Raw genomic sequence first — 19,532 nt, 5'->3', positions numbered from 1 at the left:
TGATAATTACGGATTATCCCCGATTCAGTTCGTAAGCCGCCATATTCACGGCCGAGGCCAGATTCAGAGACTCAATCGCCGCTGCGCCAGGGATGGTGTATCGATGAGCGTTGAGCTTGGTTAAGGCTGCGGCAGGCACGCCACGGGCTTCGTTGCCGAACAGGTAACAATCGTGGTCTTGAAAACCGGGCTCTGTAAGGCTGTCACCACCAATGTCCAGGCAGGCAATGTTCGGGTAACGCTGGCTCAGGGCATCTAAGCTGATGTCGATTTCCAGTGGAACATGAAAAATAGCACCCATGCTGGAGCGGACGACTTTCGGGTTGTAAGGATCAACACTGCCGGGGCTAAGTAGGCAACGCATCCCGCCAAACCACGCCAGAGTACGCAAAATGGTGCCAAGGTTACCGGGGTCTTGCACTTCGTGCAGGTAAACGGCTTTGCCCTCGTTGGCTGACTCGGTGCTGGCGGGGGTAGGCAAAGGAACCACCGCGAGAATGCCCTGCGGGGTTTTGGTGTCAGCCAGCTGAGCCATTTGCCGATCACTGATCACTTGCTTGTGCCACGGGCTGCGCCAGCTTTCGTAGGCGCTGGTGACAAACAACTGAGCCCGCTTCCAGTGTGGATTGCTGGCGGCCGCCTTTTCCAGCTCGAGCACCAAGTGTTCGCCTTCCACCAAGAAGTGCCCCAAGGATTGGCGATATTTCTTTTGATGCAGTTTCTTGATGTCGTCCAGCTTCACGGCAGGTTTCCAGTGTTAAGCATTGCGTGGCGGTGTTGCGCCATTGTACTGGTGCGCCTGATGCTTGTCAGGCGCTTGGCGGCTTTTGCGGTCGTGTAGGCAGCGGCGTACAATGGCGCTTTCCCGCAGTAAACAGAAGACTATTCCGATGGCCCGTTCAAAAAGCAGTAACCGCTGGCTCGAAGAGCACGTCAACGATCCCTTTGTGAAGCAGGCTCAGTTGGACGGCTATCGCTCCCGCGCCAGTTATAAATTGCTGGAAATCAACGACAAAGATCGGCTGATTCAGCCCAATGGTTTGGTAGTCGATCTTGGCTCAGCGCCGGGCGGATGGTCGCAGGTGGCGGCCAAGCTGGTGGGCCACAAAGGCCGGGTGTTGGCATCGGACATCCTTCCCATGGATAACATCGCCGGGGTTGAGTTTATTCAGGGCGATTTCACCGAAGAGTCGGTGTTTGACGAACTGATGGCTGCATTGGATGGCGCCAAAGCCGATGTGGTCATTTCTGACATGGCGCCTAACATCAGCGGCGTGAATGCTGCAGACCAGGCTGCGTCTATGTATTTGGTGGAGCTGGCTTTGGACATGGCCTGTCAGGTGCTGAAACCGAAAGGCAGCTTTGTCGCCAAAGTGTTTCACGGCGAAGGTTACGATGAGTACGTCAAAGCGGTGCGCGCTGCCTTTGACAAGGTGTCCGTGCGCAAGCCGGATTCCTCAAGAGCCCGGTCCCGGGAAGTTTACTTGGTGGCCAAGGGATTCAAGGGCGCCTGATTCATTAAGGGGCCCTCCGTCCCCTTAAAACCTATTGTTTTATAGGGTTCTCCTTCCTGAAAGTGCTCCTCCTTGGGGCGACTTCTTGTCTTGTGCCGTCCCTGAGTAGCGCCTTTTTCCCTCTTTTTTAAAAAAATCCGTGGATTTGCTTCTGATTTTGCCAATCGAGGTTCGGCTATATCCGTCTAACTGAATGATTTAAAAGATAATCTGATCCGTGGTTTTGTTCCTCTCTTGGGGTTCCAAATAAACTTACTCGAAAAACCAAGTAAAAACCATTGATTGTATGGGTGTTAATGCCTAGTATTCTGTTGGAGAGTAAATCCTAAGCAGTAGCATTTCCAAATTCCGATGGATGGAGAACAAAAACAATGTCCGTGCAGAAGAGACCAACAGGTGGCGAGCAGCCATCAGCGTTAGGGGCGTTAAAATTGCGCGTGCCCTTCGTGCACTACAAACTAGAAATTCCGGATATTTTGCAGGGTGCGATACTTTGTGTTGTTCCATTGAGTATCACGGCTCTTATGACTTCAGTGTTGGGTATTCCGTTTGAAATCGCGGTTGCCTTTGTACTCTTCAACAACATTCTTTATTTGCTGCATACGCATTTTGGTGACCCAACCGTTGCTGGCTGGATCACCGCGGGAATCCCTCTGTACGTGGCATTTTTGATGGGCTATCCAGAGGGGGAGGCGAGGATACTGGCGCTCATTGCACTGCAGTTAACGGTCGCCTTGGTTTTCTTGGGGCTAGGGGTTTTTAAGGGGGCTGACTCGCTAGTACGAAAAATGCCCATGTCTCTAAAGGCAGGCATCCTTATCGGTGCCGGGGTTTCTGCGGTGATGGGTGAATTTGCGGCTGATGGTCGTGTTTGGACGATGCCAATCACCATTTTGACGGGCGCCGTGCTGGGCTTCTTCATGCTCTTTTCCGAAACCGCAGGACCACTCCGCGCTCGTTACGGTTTTTTCCGCTTTGTTGCTCAGTACGGTATCGCGATACCTTTTCTAATCGCTTACGTGTTCGGCTTGATTATCGGAGAGGTCGAAATGCCCGTAATCGAGTGGGGTTTCACGACGATTCCGGTAGGTACAATCCTTCAGGAATACAGCATCATTGGTCTTGGAATTCCGCCGTTTCAGTACTTTATTGATGCTATCCCGCTGGCTTTGGCTGCTTACATCATTGCCTTTGGCGATATCCTGGTGATGGACTCGCTATTCAAAAATGCCGATAGCGCACGCAAGGACGAGAAACTTGTCTTTAGCCCCCGCCGTAACAGCATCATCGTAGGGATTCGGAATACTCTTCATGGCATTTTTGCGCCTTTCATCAGTCTGTCGGGTCCGGCTTGGACCGGTGGGCAGGCGCTGGTTATTAACCGCTATATGAACAATCCACGTTCGGTCATGGACAGTTATTGGGGTGGCGCAACCAGTCTGTACTGGGGGATGACTATCGCTATCGTGTTGGTGCCCGTTGTGACTTTGTTTAAACCCGGCCTCAATATTGGTATGGCACTGACCTTGCTGATTCAGGGTTACTTGTGTGGGTATTTAGCGATCGAAATGCTGGAGCGAGAGAGCAACCTTGAACGAGGCGTTGCAATAATCGTTGGATCAGTCCTGGCAGTCAAAGGTGCTGCATGGGGCTTGGGTATCGGTCTCGTGCTGTGGCTAGCATTGGAGAAAAACTGGTTCGCAAGTGCCTGTGCAGCGACACACCCAAGTAATGATGAGCCTGCTGGCGATGCAGAAATAGCTTCCGAGCGAAGCTAAAGGCGGCAGCGCCTTTTAGATAGAAAAACAAGAGGTTAAGTGGAATGGAAAATATGTATGAGGCAGGGCTCGATAAAACAGAGGCGAATTATACGCCGCTGACACCGATCACCTTTATCCAAAGAACGGCCCTGGCGCATCCGTCACGCACAGCGGTTATTCACGGAAGTATCCGCCGGAATTGGGCAGAAACCTATGAGCGCTGCCTGAAAATGGCCTCCGCTCTGCGCAAACTCGGGGTGCGTAAAGGCGATACGGTCGCTGCTTTGTTACCGAACATTCCTGAAATGCTGGAATTGCATTTCGCGGTGCCGATGATCGGTGCGGTGTTGAATGCCCAAAACACCCGGCTTGATTCAAAGACTATGACCTTCATGCTTAATCATAGCCGTGCCAAAGTATTCTTTACCGATAAAGAATACAGCGGCCGAGCCAGGGAAGCACTTCAGGGTTGTGATGCCAAACCCACAGTCATCGATGTCGACGATCCGAACTTCGACGGCGGCGAGCTAATTGGCACCTTGACCTATGACGCTTTGCTGGCGACCGGTGACGATGATTTCCAATGGGATATGCCTGACGATGAATGGCAGGCCATTGCTCTGAATTATACCTCTGGCACTACCGGTAACCCAAAAGGCGTGGTTTACCATCACCGTGGGGCCAATTTGAACGCCATGAGTAATGTGATTGGGTTTGGATTGCCTGCAGGAGCTGTTTACTTATGGACACTGCCGATGTTCCATTGCAACGGCTGGTGCTACCCGTGGGCAGTGACCGCTGTGGCGGGCACTCATGTTTGCCTGCGCTCACCGCAGCCTAAGGCCATCTATGAGGCGCTTTCAAAACACGGTGTTACTCACTTTTGCGCAGCACCGGTTGTTATGAACATGCTCATTAATGCCCCCGAGGAAGATAAGAAACCGTTTAGCCAGCACGTGACAGCCGCAACTGGAGGCGCGGCCCCCCCAGCTGCAACCATTGAGGCTATGGAAGCCATGGGCGTGCAGGTGGTTCACTTGTATGGATTGACGGAGACCTACGGTCCGAGCCTGATTTGCGAATTCCAGGACGAATGGAATTCCATGGATGCCAAGGACAAAGCCAGTAAGATGGCGCGGCAAGGGATCATCTCTCTGTCTATGACAGACATGATGGTGGCAGATCCTGTCACGCTTGAGCCCGTTGCAAAAGACGGGATGAGCATTGGTGAGCTGTTTGTCCGAGGCAACTCCGTGATGAAGGGTTACCTTAATAACCCAGAAGAAACTGCCAAGGCGTTTAATAACGGTTGGTTCCACACGGGTGACCTAGGTGTATGGCACCGCGATGGCTATGTGGAAATCAAAGACCGTTCCAAAGACATTATTATCTCCGGCGGCGAAAATATTTCGACGTTAGAAGTCGAAAGCACACTATACGAGCACCCGGCGGTATTGGAAGCGGCGGTCGTTGCGGCTCCGGATGATCATTGGGGTGAAATTCCGTGTGCCTTTATTACCCTGAAATCCGGGAGTGACGGTTTGACGGAAGCGGATATGGTGGCTTTTTGTCGCACCAAGCTTGCCGGATTTAAAGTACCTAAGAAGATCGTATTCGCAGATAATTTGCCGAAAACATCAACCGGTAAACTGCAGAAGCATGTGTTGAGGAGTCAGCTGACAGCATAGCGGTGGGCTTGTTGTAAAGCTGTAGCTATTTCCCCCGGCCTCGGCCGGGGGCTTTTTTTGGCCCAAAAAAACCCGGCTAAAAGCCGGGCATAAGCAGTGAGAAAGCAACCTAGAGGGCAAAGCCCCCCAATTTGGTTTCCAGATATTCTTCAATACCTTCCTGCGCGCCTTCTCTTCCGAGCCCGCTGTTTTTCATGCCACCAAACGGCGCTGAAGCGCTGGTCGGGTTGATGTCGTTAATGCCAATGATGCCGAAATCCAGAGCTTCAAATGCCCGCATGGCAGTGGTCATGTTGTTGCTGTAGATATAGGCAGCTAGGCCATACTCGGTGTCGTTGGCCATAGCGATGACATCATCTTCTGAGCGATAGGTGATGACCGGAGCAACCGGGCCAAAGGTTTCCTCCCGATAAATTTTCATCTCAGGGGTTACACCGGATAGCACGGTTGGAGCATAGAAGTAACCGTCTGACAGGTCGTTATCCATCAAACGTAAACCACCGGTCTCTACCTTTGCGCCTTTGGCAACTGCGTCTTTAACCTGACTATCAACCTTCTGGATGGCTTGGTTGTTGATCAACGGGCCAATACCCACTCCTTCGGTCATACCGTTACCGGCCACCAGACGGTTGGCGCGGCTGGTGAGCTCCTTAATGAACGGCTCCAGCTGATCTTCGTGCACGAAAATACGGTTAGGGCTGATGCAAGCCTGGCCAGTGTTCAAGAATTTGACCAGCGACAGGCCTTTGGCCGCATGCACCGGATCGGCATCAGGGAAGACAATGGCCGGTGCATGGCCACCGAGTTCCATAGAGACGCGCTTCATGTTAGCGGCGGCCAAACCGTTTAGTTTTTTGCCGACAGGCGTCGAGCCGGTGAAGGTCAGTTTGCGCACGCGCGGGTCGGTACAGAACGCATCGCCCACCCGGGAAGGATCCTGTACGGTCAACATGTTAACCACGCCAGCTGGGAAGCCTGCTTCGGCGAAAATTTCCATCATGGCCTTTGCACACAAGGGTGTGCTTTCAGCCGGTTTCAGGATGACGGTACAGCCAGCGGCCAGTGCGGGAGCAAGCTTGCGGGTAATCATGGAGATCGGGTAGTTCCAGGGCGTAATCGCGCCGACCACGCCAACCGGTGATTTCTGCACCATAAAACGCTGGTTTTCACGGGCAGAAGGAATACTTTGTCCGTATACGCGTTTGGCCTCTTCGGCAAACCACAGTAGAAAATCGGCACCGTACTGAACTTCGTTGAGCGACGCCTTCAGGGGTTTGCCCTGTTCGCGGGTCATCAGCTCAGCCAGTTCGCGCTTTTGCCGGATCATCAGTTCCCAAGCCCGGTAGAGTAATTGGGAGCGGTGGTAAGCGGTGGTCTTTCGCCATTCTTTAAAAGCACAATCGGCGGCCGTAATGGCCGCCTCAATATCCTGATCTGTGCAATCGGGCACCTGTCCGATGACTTCACCCGTTGCGGGGTTGGTTACCGAGAGCTCAGGGCGCCCGGTTAACCATTCTCCGTTAATGTACATGAGGCGATACCTCTTGGTTGTTATTAAAAGTCTGTTTCCGATAGCGCCATGATGGCGTCGTCACCGGATCGCATCGAGCTCAGGTGCGCAGAGCAGCGTGGCAGAATGTGATCGATGAAAAAGTTCGTGGTGGCCAGTTTGTTTGCTGCGAAAGCACTCTGGTCAGCCTGATCATTTGCGGCTGCAGTAGCGGCTTTTAGCATCAGCCAGCCTGCTGTCACGATTGAACTCAGCATCAGGTAGTCGAAGGCAACGGCACCAGTGAACTGGTCGTCATCGCCGCGTTCCAGAACTATTCTGGTGGCATCTTCGAGGAACGCCACTGCTTGGTCAAATCTAGCCTGGCGCTCAGCGGTGAGCACTGAGCTACTTTGCAGCGGGCCGGTGAGTGGGCGAATATCATCAATCAGCTCGGCCATGGCCTGGCCTTTGTCACGAATCGTTTTACGGCCGATCAGGTCAAGGGCCTGAATGCCGTTGGTGCCTTCGTATATGGGTAGAATGCGGGCATCTCGATAGTGCTGTGCAGCGCCGGTCTCTTCGATAAAACCCATGCCGCCGTAACATTGAATACCCAGAGAAGTGACTTCCTGTGCAATTTCTGTGCACCAACCTTTAACCAGGGGTGTCAGCAGGTTAGCCCGTCGGGTGTAGCGGCTTTTGATCTCGTCTGGCAGGTTCTCAGCGTTGGCGTAATCAACAGCGACGCAGCCTGTGTAGGCGAGCCCGCGAGCAGCCTCCGTTAAGGTTTTCATGATCATCAGCATGCGGCGGACGTCCGGGTGCTTGATGATCGGGGAAACACCTTGTTCGCCGGGAGCTGTGCCTTGAGTTCGCTCGAAGGTATAGTCCCGCGCCTGTTGGTAAGCGCGTTCGGAAATGGAAACGCCCTGCAGGCCAACGGTTAGCCGTGCGTTGTTCATCATGGTGAACATACAGGCTAGGCCACGATTCTCTTCGCCCACCAGATAACCGATGGCGCCTTCATTATCGCCATAACTCATGACGCAGGTGGGGCTGGCGTGGATGCCAAGTTTGTGTTCAAGTGAGACCGCGTGACAGTCGTTTCTTTCCCCAAGTTCCCCAGAAGCATCCGGCAGATACTTGGGGACTGCAAATAGTGATATTCCTTTGACGCCGGGAGGGGCATCGGGCAGGCGAGCAAGTACAAGGTGGATGATGTTCTCCGCCATGTCGTGCTCACCCCAGGTGATGAAAATCTTTTGGCCTTTTATCCGGTAGGCATTGCCATCCGGACGGGCTTGGGTACGAATGTTGGATAAATCTGAGCCGGACTGTGGTTCGGTCAGGTTCATCGTCCCGGTCCATTGCCCGGAAATCATTTTGGGCAGCAACTGCTCTTTCAGTACGTCGCTGGCATTCTCGGAAAGCGCCTCTACGGCGCCTTGAGATAACAAAGGACAGAGCCCCCACGCCATGTTGGCAGCATGCCACATTTCCTGAACAGGAATGGCCAAAGAAAAAGGCAAGCCCTGACCACCGAACTCCGGGTCAAACTGCAGGCTGGCCCAGCCGCTCTCTGCGTATTGCTGGTAAGCCTCTTTAAAGCCTGCCGGGGTGGCCACCTTGTAGCCGCTATCCAGGCGCACACCGGTTTGATCACCGGTGACGTTGGTTGGGGCGATGACTGAACCGGCAAAGCGAGCGGCTTCTTCAAGAATGGCTGCAACGACATCTTCGGAAGCATCTTCGTAGCCGCAGGCTTTTGCCATTTCTGAAAACCCGGCGACTTGCTGCAGGGTAAACGCCATCTCACGGGTGGGTGCTCTGAACTCTGTCATGGTGTACTCCCTTAAGCCATGTACTGGCCGCCGTTAACCGACATGTTAGTGCCGGTCACGAAGTTGGCCTCATCCGCGGTCAGGTAAGCTACGGCTCTGGCGATGTCTTCAGGCTTGCCAAGGTGGCCAACCGGAATGCCGGCAACAATGTTGTTCAGTACTTTTTCAGGCACCTGACGAACCATTGGGGTATCGATGTAGCCAGGGGAAACCGAGTTGGCGGTTACGCCTTTACGGGCGCCTTCCTGAGCAATGGACTTAGTGAAACCATAGATGCCGGCTTTTGTGGCCGCATAGTTACACTGGCCGAACTGACCCTTCTCGCCATTCAACGATGAAATGTTCACGATACGGCCAAACCCACGCTCACACATGCTTTCAAATACCTGTTGGCACATGTTGAACATAGACGTCAGGTTTACGTTGATGACCTGGTTCCACTGTTCGGGTTGCATTCTTTTTAGTGGAGCATCATTGGTGATGCCGGCGTTGTTAACAAGAATGTCGATTGGGCCAAGATCTTGTTCAACGGCGGCAACAAATGCTTTGCAGCCGTCAAAGTCGGTGACGTCTAGTGCGTAAATGGCGGCATCGATGCCTTCCTCGCGGAGGTTTGCCTGCCAGTCATTGGCTTGCGCCTCTTCGCCGGGCAAGTGAGTGCCTACTACTTTGCGACCCTGAGCGGCCAGCGCTTTAGTCATGGCGGTACCCAGGCCACCGTTTGCTCCGGTAATAACTGCGATGCGATTAGTCATGGTGTTCTCCTTTCGTTTTACGGATTGTCTATTTCAAGAGTTTCTTGATGTGTGATGATTGGGAAATGACTCCCTCGGAGGTGTACCGATTGCTGCGGTCAACAATCTTCGGTAGCTCGTACAGGTAATTCACCATCAGGCCGGCAGATTGCTTCAGGCCTTTGTCTGAGGTGTCGGCCATCCAATTAAGTCTCGCAACCTGAGCACCGTTGCTTAAATGGAAGTTGGCCACCGGGTCGTTGGCACGCGGCTTACCGGGTTTCAGGGAACACAGGTAGGACGCCGCCAACTTCATGATGGCTTCTTGCTGGGCTCCGGTAGGATCGGCCTGGCATACTCGAACCGGATCTCGGGGCGGTGGCGAACTTAGCCATTCTTCTCCGCCCGGCAGCTGAGTCAGTTGATCTGCCGGTGTGTTTTCCAGCCAGCGTCGGAAACCCGGAATGGGGGATAGCGTGGCGAACTGTTTTAACTGGGGGAACTCCACCTGAAGCTTGCTGACCACCTGCTTGATGAGGAAGTTACCAAAGCTGATGCCAGCCAATCCCTGCTGGGCGTTGGAGATTGAATAGAAAATCGCAGTATCAGCTTTGTCGATGTCCTGGGTGGGGGCGTGCTCGTCCAGAAGCTTTTGAACGTTATCAGCGAGGCCGTTCACCAAAGCCACTTCAACGAAAATCAGCGGTTCGTCGGGCATATTCGGATGAAAAAAGGCAAAGCAGCGGCGGTCGAAATCAAGGCGATTTTTGAGGTCGCTCCAGCTCTTAATGGCGTGGACGGCCTCATAGGCAATCAGTTTCTCCAGAATGGCACCACTGGAATTCCAGCTGATTTCTTCCAGTTGTAACAGGCCGATGTCGAACCAGGTCGCCAGCAGGTCACGGAGGTCGGTTTCCAGTGGTTTCAGTTCCGGATAGTCTTTGCACAGCTGTAGCAGCTCTTCGCGCATATCCACGAGAAACTTAACCCCGGAGGGTACGCCGTTGAACTGTTTCAGCAGCGCCGTGCGGCTAGGAATCAATGCCTTACGTAACGACTGCGCGGCTTTGGTTTTCTCGTTGGCCTTGGCGTTATGCCATTGATCTATGGCGCTCTCTACGCTGGCTTCATTCACACCATAGTGTTCTGCAAGCAGGCCCAAGAAACGGGTTCTTCCCGTCATAGACAGCTTTAGATAAGCGCGGCCGAGCAAGGCTGCACGCTTGCGAGCTTCTACTTGGCCGCCGTTTTCGGCAAGGCAGTCATCAATCCATTCTTTAACAGTGGCAAGATCCGACTCGGGTAGGTCTTCGGCGATGTTCATGATGTCTGAGCCACGACGGCCCATTGATTCCAATCCGCCCGGAACCAGTTTTTTAAAGGCTCTTTCAAAAATGCTTACGGGTTGCCTCTGCATAACCGCGACTCCCTATGTACACAGCGGTGTTGTCTTTGTGAATGACAGAAGGCTACCAGAGCATTTTAGAAAAACCAAGTAAAAGTACTTGGTTTGATGGATATAAACCAGTAATGTAGTAGGCGTATGGATCAACCAGAGGAAACAACAATGCAAGAATTACATGGCTACTACCTAGAAGACCTTGAAGTTGGAATGGAGGCGTTTTACGCCAAAACGATTACCGAAGCTGATGTGGTGTTGTTTGCCGGTATTAGTGGTGATGACAACCCGGTGCATATTAACGCTGAGTATGCGAAGACCACGCCGTTTAAAGAACGCATTGTGCACGGCATGTTCAGTGCAGCTCTGATCTCTGCCGTACTGGGTACACGCATGCCTGGCCCAGGCGCCATCTATATCGACCAGCAGATTAAGTTCAAAGCGCCGGTTCATATTGGAGACACTGTTGTTGCTTCTGCCAAGATTATTGAGATCAATAAAGAGCGACGTCGAGTAAAGCTGGAAACCGTCTGTAAGGTTGGCGACACCGTGGTCGCTGAGGGCGTTGCTACAAACATGGTTGACCGCCGCCCGGCGTAAGTCTGGAGATTATTATGTTAATGGATCAAGAGAATTGCATCGTTGCCGTGATCGATGTGCAGGCCCGTTTGTTGGGCGGGGTACATGAAAACGAGAAGCTGGTGAACAACTGCAGTTGGTTGGTGCGCCTTGCCGGGTTGATGAACGTACCGGTGATTGGATCTGAGCAGTACCCGGATGGCCTTGGCCATACGGAAGAGGGTTTACGCGAGCTGGTGGGGCCTGCCAACATTTACGGCAAAACTTTCTTTGCGTGTATTGACGACCCGGGTTTCGAAAAGGCGTTTCAGGCGCATGACCGCAAGCAAGTCATCCTGTGTGGAATGGAGTCTCAGGCTTGCGTGATGCAATCGGCCATAAGGCTTCTGGATAAGGGGTTGGAGGTGTTTGTGGTAGCGGATGCTATTTCCGCACGCAACTCCTACGACACTGAAGTGGCGCTGCGCCGGATGGAGCAGGCCGGAGCCAGAATCGTTACCAAAGAAATGGTTGGGTTCGAATGGCTTCGACGCTCGGATGCGGCCCAGTTCAAGGCCTTCAGCAAGGAATTTTTGCGCTAGTCAGTCGCGGGGCCCAGGCACGTTGTGGCCAAGGGCCCCGGAGACCTTCAGAATAGGGTTGATTAACGCACCCTGAGTTCCAGAGAATCCCATAGACATGAAAAACCGCACCCCGGAAGAAGGGCGAACTGCACTGACGGACGATGCCGAACGTAACCGCTTGCTGGCGGAAATGGCGGAACAATCTACCGATATGATCTCTCGGCACACACCGGAAGATTGGCGGTTTATCTATGCTTCTCCGGCGGTAACGCACTTGCTGGGGTATTCTGTTGAGGAGATAGTGGGTATCTCCGCCTACGACTTGTATCACCCCGATGATGTGGAAGATTTCCGTTTGCGGGCGCCTACGGTTAATTACGACCGGGGTTTGTATACCCATACCTATCGGTTTCGATGTAAAGATGGCCATTACACGTGGCTGGAAAGCACGAGTCGAACCATTCGGGATCCTGAAACTAATGAGATTCGGGAAATCTTGGTGGTGTCCCGAGATGCAAGCCACCGAGTTAAGGCTGACAAAGCAAGTCGTCGGTTAGCGCGAGTCCTAGAAAGTACTCAGGATCTGGTTATTTTTGCGAACCTCGATTTCACGGTTTCACACCTGAATGAAACGGCTCGCAATGCGCTAGAGCTGGAGCATACGGACTATAGTGCTTTTCCTCTATCCTGCTTTGTCACCGAAAAGGGCCTCACGACCTTGATGGAAGAGGGCTTTCCTACCGCGAAAAAAACGGGGAACTGGCGTGGGGAGCTGACCATGCAGAGCCTGAAATCCGCCCGTATACCGGTCATGCTGGAGCTGCTTGCCCACCGCTCCTTGCATGGGGATATCGAGTATTTCTCATTGGTGGCCCACGACCTAACCGAGAAAAAAGCCGCAGAAGAACAACTCAAGCAGTACCAGGCTGACATCAATCACGCTAGTCGGCTGGTAACCATGGGTGAGCTGGCGTCGAGTCTGGCCCATGAATTGAATCAGCCACTCTCGGCGATGGTGAACTATCTCCGGGGGATTGAACGACGGTTTGCCGATAAGCCTATATTGTCTTGGAGTGACGTAGAGTTACCGATTACCCGAAGCATCAAGACAGCGTTAAGGGCCGGTGAGATTATCCACCGAATGATGGACTTTACCCGCAAACAGGAGCCGGTTGTTACCCGCCTCAGCTTGCCGGAATTGATCGGTGAAATGATCGACTTTTGCGAGAACATGGCGGAACGGCATAACGTCCGGATCGTGTTTGAGCAGCCTTCAGAATTGCCTCTCGTCAAAGGTGATAAAATTCAGCTGGAACAGGTGTTGTTGAATCTGATCGTGAACGCGATAGAAGCAAGCGCCTCAACCGACGATGAAGAAGCGACCACCACCGTGACAATCAGCGTTAAACCTCATGAGAACGCGCAATTGCGGGTTGAAGTGGATGATCAGGGGCGGGGGGTTTCGGAATCGGATATGGCTCGCCTTTTTGATCGTTTTTTTTCAACCAAGGAAGCCGGTCTTGGAATGGGGCTGGCCATCAGCCGTTCATTGGTAGAGAATCTTGAGGGTGAACTCTGGGTAGAAAACATCCCTGCCGGAGGAGCTCGCTTTTCATTTACTCTTAATATTGCTGATTGATCACTCATGAACCCGAATAAAGATGCACAAACAGTTTTCGTTATTGATGACGATACGGACGTAAGAGACTCTTTAAAGTGGCTGCTTGAGTCTGTCGGCCTCAAAGTGCAGTCCTACGAAAATGCGTTGGCCTTTTTCGAGGGGTTCGATGCGAGTGCGAGCGGTTGTATTGTGATGGATGTGCGAATGCCCGGCCTCAGTGGCATTAACGCCCAGAAGAAGTTGCCCGAATACAATATCGAACTGCCTGTGATCATGATTTCTGCCCACGGTAATGTGGATATGGCCGTGACTGCGTTGACGCAGGGTGCCACTACGTTTATCGAAAAGCCCTTTGATGATCAGGTACTGATCGATCACGTTCACAATGCTCTGGAAAAAGACCGAACCCGATTTGCGCAGCGCCGCTCCCAGTCGCGTATCCGGGAGCGCTACGACAGCTTAACCCGCCGAGAACGCCAGGTTTTGGAGCTGATTGTGAAGGGCCTATCGAACCAAGATGCGGCCGATGAACTCGGTATCAACAGGAAAACCGTTGAAGGGCACCGGGCGAACATGACAGCAAAAATGAAGGTAGATTCGTTTGCCGAGCTGGTGCAAGTAGCCATAGCATTGGGGCTTGTGCAGGGTATAGCACAGTAATATCTAGCTTAACCGGTGCCTGCTTCTCCCTCTGTTGGGCACCGTATTTCCTCTCTTTTGCAGCGTGCCTTCTCGGTGCGTTTTTCAATTATTTTCCATGACCGACGGCGTGCACGAAATCATGAGTGTTTGCGCCTGTCTGCTCTTGTCTCTGTAGCATCTATCCCTCTTTATACTTCGCCTTAATTTATCCAAGTAAAAATAATTGGTTTAAATCAACTATTTCGAGTACATATACTTGGTTTTGGTCTATGCTGTCATGAGAAAATAACAACAGTAAGAGGGCTTGATCGATGAAACCTGAGCATGAAATCGAAGGAACGCTGACCAGCAGCCATTGGGGAACCTACCGTGTTTGTACCAAGGATGGGAGTGTTGTTGCGCTCAAGGGATTCGAGAGGGACGAAGACCCTTCCCCCATCGGTCAAGGCATAGTCGATGTCTTAGATGGCCCGACACGTATTAAAGCGCCGATGGTTCGACGAGGATGGCTGGAAAACGGACCGGGCCACGCCAAAGGTGAGCGCGGAGCTGATGACTTTATTGAAGTTTCATGGCCTAGGGCGATCAAGCTGGTCGTGGAAGAATTAAACCGCGTGCGAAGTCGTTATGGTAACCAAGCTATTTATGGTGGCTCTTATGGGTGGTCCAGTGCAGGGCGTTTCCATCACGCGCAAAGTCAGCTCAAGAGGTTCCTCAATTCGATTGGCGGCTATACCTATTCTCTGAATACCTACAGCTATGCGGCAGCGGAAGTCACTTTGCCTCACGTACTTGGCGACTTTTACTCCATGGTGAATGGTGCAACCAGCTGGGAGGTTATCAAGGAACACACTGACCTGTTTGTGGCGTTTGGTGGGGCGCCGACTAAAAATGGCCAGGTCACCAATGGCGGTGTTGGTCGTCATGTGCAGAAGCGCGGCATGCTGGAGGCAACGGCCAACGGAACGAAGGTGGTGAATGTCAGTCCCTTGCGCTCAGACGTTCTGGAGGAAATGAACGCTGACTGGCTAGCGATCTACCCTGGCAGCGATGTCGCATTGCTGTTGGGTATTGCTTACACCCTCCAAGAGGAAGGGTTAGCCGATACAGAGTTTCTATCCACCTACACGGTAGGCTATGAGAAGTTTCTAGAATACCTAGTGGGAAAGGTCGACGGTATAAAGAAAGACAGCGCGTGGGCAGAGGTTAAAACAGGTCTATCTGCAGCATGCATTCGCGATCTTGCGCGGGATATGGCTCGCCAGCGGACGATGATTTCTGTGAGTTGGTCTCTGACGCGCCAAGACAATGGCGAGCAGCCATACTGGGCTGCTATAGCGGTTGCTTCAATGTTAGGACAACTTGGCCTTCCGGGTGGAGGCATCGGCTTTGGTTACAGCGCCATGAATGCTATAGGTGCTAATTATCAAGGCATTCCCGGGGCGGCTCTGCCGCAAGGGAACAACCCAGTACAGAGCTTTATCCCCGTTGCACGAATTACAGACCTATTGATGAACCCTGGTGAGAAATTCGAGTACAACGGAAGAACCGGGACCTATCCTGAAATCAAGCTGATCTACTGGGCGGGCGGAAACCCATTTCACCACCATCAGGACCTCGTTCGTATGAGGGAGGCCTGGCAGAAACCGGATACGGTGATTGTCCATGAATGGTGTTGGAACGCTCAGGCGAAACACGCCGATATTGTGTTACCTGCAGCGACGTTTTTGGAACGTAATGATATTGCGTCGTCCAGTCGCGATCCTTTCCTTATCTATATGCAGAAAGCAGCGGAGCCAGCGGGACAAAGTCTGTCGGACTACGAGATCTTTAGTAAGCTGGCCGAAGAGCTTGGTGCCCGAGAAGACTTCACGGAAGGACGCGACGAAGAGCAGTGGTTAAACGTGATCTACAACGAAACCCGGGAAAAGGCGGGTGCCAACGGCATAGAGCTGCCAGATTTCGAGGCGTTCAAGAAAAAAGGCTGGTTTGAAAATGCGATGCCACAAGAGCCGCAGGTTCTCCTGAAAGCCTTTCGCGATGATCCGAAGGCAAATGCACTACGAACACCCAGCGGAAAAATAGAGATCTTCTCAGAGACGGTGGCAAGCTTTGGCTATGAAGAATGCCCGGGATACCCGTTCTGGAATGATCCTAAAGAGTGGTTAGGGCAGGCAAACCCTGAATACCCTATGCATCTGATTTCTAACCAACCAAGAACCAAACTGCATTCTCAGCTGGACCATGGTTCCCACAGCCGGAACTCGAAGATCAATGGGCGTGAACCGATTGTCATTCACCCGATTGACGCAAAGATCCGGAACATTAACGACGGCACCTTGGTACGCATCTTTAATGGCCGGGGCGCTTGTTTGTGCTCAGCGGTGGTGAGTGACGAAGTGCGCCAGGGTGTTTTGCAGTTAAGTACCGGGGCTTGGTTTGACCCACCAGAAGCGGGCAACTCGGATGTGTCATGCCGGCATGGTAACCCGAATGTTCTGACACGAGATGAAGGAACTTCACGTCTGTCGCAGGGCCCAAGTGCTATGACCTGCATGGTGGATATTGAGGTCTACTGTGGTGAGGTGCCGCCTATGAAGGCGCACACTCCACCTGTGATTCGGCGCGAAACGTAAAGGCCCCATAGCCCTCGGTGCCTTGTGTGGCCGAGGGTTTTAGGAGGTTTTCTTAAGCTTCACCATCATCTTGGTATAGCCACGCACAAAGTTTGATTGCACATACTCCGGCTCGCCCAGCACTTCGATATCATCAAAGCGCTTCAGAATTTCTTCCCAAAGAATGCGCAACTGCATTTCCGCCAAACGGTTGCCCATGCAGCGATGTACTCCAAAGCCAAAGGATAGGTGTTTTCGCACGTTCTTGCGGTCGATGATGAACAGGTCTGGGTCTTGTTCGAATGCACGTTCATCCCGGTTGCCGGAGGCGTACCACATCACTACTTTGTCGCCCTTCTTGATCGTTTGGCCGTTCAGTTCAACGTCCTGCTTTGCAACGCGGCGCATGTAAGCCAACGGCGTTTGCCAGCGAATGATTTCCGACACCATGCTGGGGATTAGACTCGGATTCTGTTTGAGCTTGGTGAATTCTTCCGGGAACTGATTCAGCGCTAACACGCCGCCGGTCATGGAGTTACGGGTAGTATCGTTTCCTCCCACGATCAGAAGCACCATGTTGCCAAGGAACTCCATGGGGCGGTTAATCATCGTGCGGGTGTTTTCGTTGGCTAGCAGCAAACTGATGAGGTCGAACCCGGGCTCTTCTCCCGCGGCTTTCCTGGCTTCTTTTTCGCGCCACAGCAAAGACATTTGCTTGGCCATATCGGCTGATGCAATGAAAGATTCATCAATGTCTGCGGTCCCGCCGGTAGATTCCGGCGGTGCTGCGGCCATGTCAGACCAGTAGGCCAGTTTGTGGCGTTGTTCATAGGGGAAGTCGAATAGAGTGGCCAGCATCCTGGACGTCAGGTCGATGGACACCTTCTGAACCCAGTCAAAAGGCTCATCGATAGGCAAGTGATCCAACACGTCTTCTGTGCGACTGCGAATCAGACTTTCCATTTGCGCCAGATTTTTAGGCGCCACCACGCCTTGAACCGCCTGACGTTGAACATCGTGCTTGGGAGGGTCCATGGCGATGAAGGTTTCTATTTCCAGGCCGGGTGGGGGCGGGCCGAGGGAAATGATGGGCTCGGCTGAAAACAGGTCGTGGTGGGTATCCACAAACATGATGTCTTCATAACGGGTAACCGACCAGAAGGGCCCGAAGGGGCTGTTCTTCTTATAGTGCACCGGACACTCGTCCCTAAGCCGCTTGAAATAGGAGTGCCACAAGCCTTGCCGGTACAGAAACGGGTTGCTGACATCGATGTCTTCCAGCGCCAGTTCAGACACGGCTGGAAGCGGGACCTCTTTGAAAACGGGCGGCTGTTCACGCTTCCCGATACGCTTCTTCAGATTTTGAAGCGCGTGCATTCCTTTGATCTGCCAATCAATAGGCAAAGTGGCCGCGGCTTTGTTCGCTACGGGTTCAAGGAAGGGACTAAGTCGGCTCATGCAAACCTCCAGGGTCAGCTTTTTTATTGAATAGTTATCATCGACCAAAAACCGGATTCATAGGCGCCAGCCTACATTTGAAACTCTGGCAGTCGCACCACCAGCCCGTCTAGGGATTCCGAGAGGGTGACCTGACAGGACAAGCGCGAGGTTTCAGATTTGTCGGGGGTGAGCTGCAGCATGCCCAGCTCATCGGCATTAATACTGCCGGTGGCATGAATCCAGTTGTTGTCCACAATGACATGGCAGGTGCCGCAGGCGCAGGCTCCGCCGCAGTCCGCGTCGATTCCGGGAATACCGTTATCCACCGCCGCCTGCATCAGGGATTGGCCCTCTTCGATCTCCACCACATGCTCTGTGCCGGTGTGTTCGATAAACGTAATCTGCCCCATAAACACCTCGTTTGTGTTATCTCAAGGAATGGTTGTGCTCAGCTCAGGTTACGTTTTGCGGTGTGCTCCAGGCAGGTCATTACTTGACAGGCGGGGGTCATTAAAAGACTCTTGATTAATGTGTGATCGATAAGCAGCACGCTTCAGCAACACATTAACGAACGGATATAACAATAATGACGAGCGTAGTTGATGTTGATGAACCCAGCATTCCTTCCAGTTATAGCCGCCTAGCTGCCCGAGAGTTGGGCTTGCTGGCCCGTGACGTGTCGGAGGTGCTAATAGGAGCGCAGCTGTCTGTGGAGCAGTTTCTACAGGAAAGCACCCTGCTGACGCCGCGTCAGCAACTTCAGATTCTGAGAAACTGTTTGCGGATCGCGAAGGACGACGCCTTCGGGCTGCGTTTTGGTCAGAGGCTGACCTCGCCAACCCACGGCGCATTGGGTTTTCTGGTGAACAGCAGCCCGAATTTGCTCACCGCTCTGAAGGCATTTCAAGCGTACTTGCCAACGCGCATGAATCTGGCCCGGCTTGATCTGGAGATTGAGGGCGAATGGTTGGAGCTAAGCTGCGAATACGCTGTGGATCTCGAAGATGAACTTCTCCGCTTGCTAAGCGAGATCTTTACCGTGATTTTTTTCGACACGGCTGAATTCATTATCGGGCGCCCGCTGCGTGAAGCCAACATCGATTTCATGCACCAAAAGCCGGCTTACGCGGCGCGCTACGACGAACACATTCCCGCAACTATTGGTTTTGGTGCCCTTGCCTATGTGCTGAAGATCCCGCTCGAGGTCTGCCAGATTCCGAACGCCTCTGCTAACCACGAAAGCTATGTCATGGCGCTCAGGCATTGTGACGCCATGTTGGCTCAGCTGAAGCCGAATAAAAGTACTTGTAAGTACCAGGTTCAGAAGATGATGTTATCGCACCCGCCGGGCGTGTTGAGTGAGGAGGAAGTTGCCGCGGCTCTGTTTATTTGTAAGCGCACGCTGGCCCGGCGATTGAAGCAGGAAGGCACCAGCTTTCGAAAGGTACGGGATGAAATTCTGTCGCAACAGGCGGAGGGGTATTTGCTCGACAGCACGCTATCGGTGGAGGCAGTCGCCGAGCTACTGAACTACCACGACAGCGCGAACTTTCGGCGGGCGTTTAAACGCTGGTTCAACCTGACACCGGACCAGTATCGCCGTCAACATTCGGCCTCTGAGAACAGCGTATTGGGCTGATTGTT

The 19,532-nt window shown here is 52.8% G+C and carries 16 protein-coding genes; 9 read left to right on the top strand and 7 right to left on the bottom strand.

Translation table 11 applies throughout. From position 1 onward, the window contains the following. Positions 1 to 13: 13 nt before the first annotated feature. Positions 14 to 742 carry a TrmH family RNA methyltransferase gene (locus DOQ08_RS10645; protein ID WP_114334911.1) on the bottom strand — a complete coding sequence of 243 codons (729 nt, stop codon included), beginning with the start codon at positions 740 to 742 and terminating at the stop codon, positions 14 to 16. 148 nt (positions 743 to 890) lie between these two features. On the opposite strand from DOQ08_RS10645, the gene rlmE reads away from it, so the two are divergent. The 3 genes from rlmE to DOQ08_RS10630 all read left to right on the top strand — a co-directional run bounded on the left by rlmE (position 891) and on the right by DOQ08_RS10630 (position 4,962). Then, positions 891 to 1,514: a 23S rRNA (uridine(2552)-2'-O)-methyltransferase RlmE gene (rlmE, locus tag DOQ08_RS10640; protein WP_114334910.1), complete on the top strand. Its 624-nt coding sequence runs from the start codon at positions 891 to 893 to the stop codon at positions 1,512 to 1,514. 371 nt (positions 1,515 to 1,885) lie between these two features. Then, entirely contained in the window at positions 1,886 to 3,292 is a 1,407-nt protein-coding gene (locus tag DOQ08_RS10635) for a hypothetical protein (RefSeq protein WP_206074856.1), read from the top strand. Between the two features lie 44 nt (positions 3,293 to 3,336). Further along, the gene (locus DOQ08_RS10630) at positions 3,337 to 4,962 is read left to right on the top strand and encodes an AMP-binding protein (RefSeq protein WP_114334909.1); all 1,626 of its coding nucleotides are present in this window, start codon (positions 3,337 to 3,339) and stop codon (positions 4,960 to 4,962) included. Positions 4,963 to 5,071: 109 nt separating this feature from the next. On the opposite strand, the gene DOQ08_RS10625 is transcribed toward DOQ08_RS10630, so the two are convergent. Genes DOQ08_RS10625 through DOQ08_RS10610 form a run of 4 tightly spaced genes read right to left on the bottom strand, consistent with a single transcriptional unit; the run spans position 5,072 to position 10,446 of the window. Beyond that, positions 5,072 to 6,493, bottom strand: coding sequence for an NAD-dependent succinate-semialdehyde dehydrogenase (locus DOQ08_RS10625; RefSeq protein WP_114334908.1), 1,422 nt, complete (start codon positions 6,491 to 6,493; stop codon positions 5,072 to 5,074). 23 nt (positions 6,494 to 6,516) lie between these two features. Continuing rightward, positions 6,517 to 8,295 carry an acyl-CoA dehydrogenase gene (locus DOQ08_RS10620; protein WP_114334907.1) on the bottom strand — a complete coding sequence of 593 codons (1,779 nt, stop codon included), beginning with the start codon at positions 8,293 to 8,295 and terminating at the stop codon, positions 6,517 to 6,519. Positions 8,296 to 8,306: 11 nt separating this feature from the next. After that, positions 8,307 to 9,050 (bottom strand): acetoacetyl-CoA reductase, encoded by a 744-nt coding sequence (gene phbB / locus DOQ08_RS10615; protein ID WP_114334906.1) that lies wholly within the window; start codon positions 9,048 to 9,050, stop codon positions 8,307 to 8,309. Between the two features lie 28 nt (positions 9,051 to 9,078). Then, positions 9,079 to 10,446: a malonyl-CoA decarboxylase gene (locus DOQ08_RS10610; protein WP_114334905.1), complete on the bottom strand. Its 1,368-nt coding sequence runs from the start codon at positions 10,444 to 10,446 to the stop codon at positions 9,079 to 9,081. 150 nt (positions 10,447 to 10,596) lie between these two features. Between DOQ08_RS10610 and DOQ08_RS10605 the strand changes: the two genes are divergently transcribed. The 5 genes from DOQ08_RS10605 (at position 10,597) to DOQ08_RS10585 (ending at position 16,469) form a co-directional block, all read left to right on the top strand. Beyond that, positions 10,597 to 11,028 carry a MaoC family dehydratase gene (locus DOQ08_RS10605; protein ID WP_114334904.1) on the top strand — a complete coding sequence of 144 codons (432 nt, stop codon included), beginning with the start codon at positions 10,597 to 10,599 and terminating at the stop codon, positions 11,026 to 11,028. Between the two features lie 14 nt (positions 11,029 to 11,042). Further along, positions 11,043 to 11,588, top strand: a complete 546-nt coding sequence (locus DOQ08_RS10600; RefSeq protein WP_114334903.1) for a hydrolase — start codon at positions 11,043 to 11,045, stop codon at positions 11,586 to 11,588. 97 nt (positions 11,589 to 11,685) lie between these two features. Continuing rightward, entirely contained in the window at positions 11,686 to 13,209 is a 1,524-nt protein-coding gene (locus DOQ08_RS10595; RefSeq protein WP_165823653.1) for a PAS domain-containing sensor histidine kinase, read from the top strand. A 6-nt stretch (positions 13,210 to 13,215) separates the two neighbouring features. Continuing rightward, positions 13,216 to 13,851 carry a response regulator transcription factor gene (locus tag DOQ08_RS10590; RefSeq protein WP_114334901.1) on the top strand — a complete coding sequence of 212 codons (636 nt, stop codon included), beginning with the start codon at positions 13,216 to 13,218 and terminating at the stop codon, positions 13,849 to 13,851. Between the two features lie 293 nt (positions 13,852 to 14,144). Beyond that, the gene (locus tag DOQ08_RS10585; RefSeq protein ID WP_114334900.1) at positions 14,145 to 16,469 is read left to right on the top strand and encodes a molybdopterin-dependent oxidoreductase; all 2,325 of its coding nucleotides are present in this window, start codon (positions 14,145 to 14,147) and stop codon (positions 16,467 to 16,469) included. A 39-nt stretch (positions 16,470 to 16,508) separates the two neighbouring features. Here DOQ08_RS10585 and DOQ08_RS10580 read toward each other — a convergent pair whose 3' ends face one another. After that, the gene (locus DOQ08_RS10580; RefSeq protein ID WP_114334899.1) at positions 16,509 to 17,906 is read right to left on the bottom strand and encodes a cytochrome P450; all 1,398 of its coding nucleotides are present in this window, start codon (positions 17,904 to 17,906) and stop codon (positions 16,509 to 16,511) included. A 71-nt stretch (positions 17,907 to 17,977) separates the two neighbouring features. Beyond that, entirely contained in the window at positions 17,978 to 18,298 is a 321-nt protein-coding gene (locus tag DOQ08_RS10575; protein ID WP_114334898.1) for a 2Fe-2S iron-sulfur cluster-binding protein, read from the bottom strand. Between the two features lie 176 nt (positions 18,299 to 18,474). Here DOQ08_RS10575 and DOQ08_RS10570 point away from each other — a divergent pair, with 176 nt between their 5' ends. Continuing rightward, positions 18,475 to 19,527 carry an AraC family transcriptional regulator gene (locus DOQ08_RS10570; protein ID WP_114334897.1) on the top strand — a complete coding sequence of 351 codons (1,053 nt, stop codon included), beginning with the start codon at positions 18,475 to 18,477 and terminating at the stop codon, positions 19,525 to 19,527. The last annotated feature ends 5 nt before the right edge of the window (positions 19,528 to 19,532 follow it).

The sequence above is a fragment of the Marinobacter litoralis genome, from assembly GCF_003336705.1.
In the GTDB taxonomy this organism is placed as follows: Bacteria; Pseudomonadota; Gammaproteobacteria; order Pseudomonadales; family Oleiphilaceae; genus Marinobacter; species Marinobacter litoralis.
The sequence above is the reverse complement of the archived record's forward strand: the minus strand, read 5'-3'. Positions and strand labels throughout refer to the sequence as shown.

What these genes read in the sequence shown, in the direction of transcription:
- rlmE (WP_114334910.1), top strand. Translation starts at nt 891, where the DNA reads ATGGCCCGTTCAAAAAGCAGTAACCGCTGGCTCGAAGAGCACGTCAAC.
- DOQ08_RS10635 (WP_206074856.1), top strand. Translation starts at nt 1,886, where the DNA reads ATGTCCGTGCAGAAGAGACCAACAGGTGGCGAGCAGCCATCAGCGTTA.
- DOQ08_RS10630 (WP_114334909.1), top strand. Translation starts at nt 3,337, where the DNA reads ATGGAAAATATGTATGAGGCAGGGCTCGATAAAACAGAGGCGAATTAT.
- DOQ08_RS10625 (WP_114334908.1), bottom strand. Translation starts at nt 6,493, where the DNA reads ATGTACATTAACGGAGAATGGTTAACCGGGCGCCCTGAGCTCTCGGTA.
- DOQ08_RS10620 (WP_114334907.1), bottom strand. Translation starts at nt 8,295, where the DNA reads ATGACAGAGTTCAGAGCACCCACCCGTGAGATGGCGTTTACCCTGCAG.
- phbB (WP_114334906.1), bottom strand. Translation starts at nt 9,050, where the DNA reads ATGACTAATCGCATCGCAGTTATTACCGGAGCAAACGGTGGCCTGGGT.
- DOQ08_RS10610 (WP_114334905.1), bottom strand. Translation starts at nt 10,446, where the DNA reads ATGCAGAGGCAACCCGTAAGCATTTTTGAAAGAGCCTTTAAAAAACTG.
- DOQ08_RS10605 (WP_114334904.1), top strand. Translation starts at nt 10,597, where the DNA reads ATGCAAGAATTACATGGCTACTACCTAGAAGACCTTGAAGTTGGAATG.
- DOQ08_RS10600 (WP_114334903.1), top strand. Translation starts at nt 11,043, where the DNA reads ATGTTAATGGATCAAGAGAATTGCATCGTTGCCGTGATCGATGTGCAG.
- DOQ08_RS10595 (WP_165823653.1), top strand. Translation starts at nt 11,686, where the DNA reads ATGAAAAACCGCACCCCGGAAGAAGGGCGAACTGCACTGACGGACGAT.
- DOQ08_RS10590 (WP_114334901.1), top strand. Translation starts at nt 13,216, where the DNA reads ATGAACCCGAATAAAGATGCACAAACAGTTTTCGTTATTGATGACGAT.
- DOQ08_RS10585 (WP_114334900.1), top strand. Translation starts at nt 14,145, where the DNA reads ATGAAACCTGAGCATGAAATCGAAGGAACGCTGACCAGCAGCCATTGG.
- DOQ08_RS10580 (WP_114334899.1), bottom strand. Translation starts at nt 17,906, where the DNA reads ATGAGCCGACTTAGTCCCTTCCTTGAACCCGTAGCGAACAAAGCCGCG.
- DOQ08_RS10575 (WP_114334898.1), bottom strand. Translation starts at nt 18,298, where the DNA reads ATGGGGCAGATTACGTTTATCGAACACACCGGCACAGAGCATGTGGTG.
- DOQ08_RS10570 (WP_114334897.1), top strand. Translation starts at nt 18,475, where the DNA reads ATGACGAGCGTAGTTGATGTTGATGAACCCAGCATTCCTTCCAGTTAT.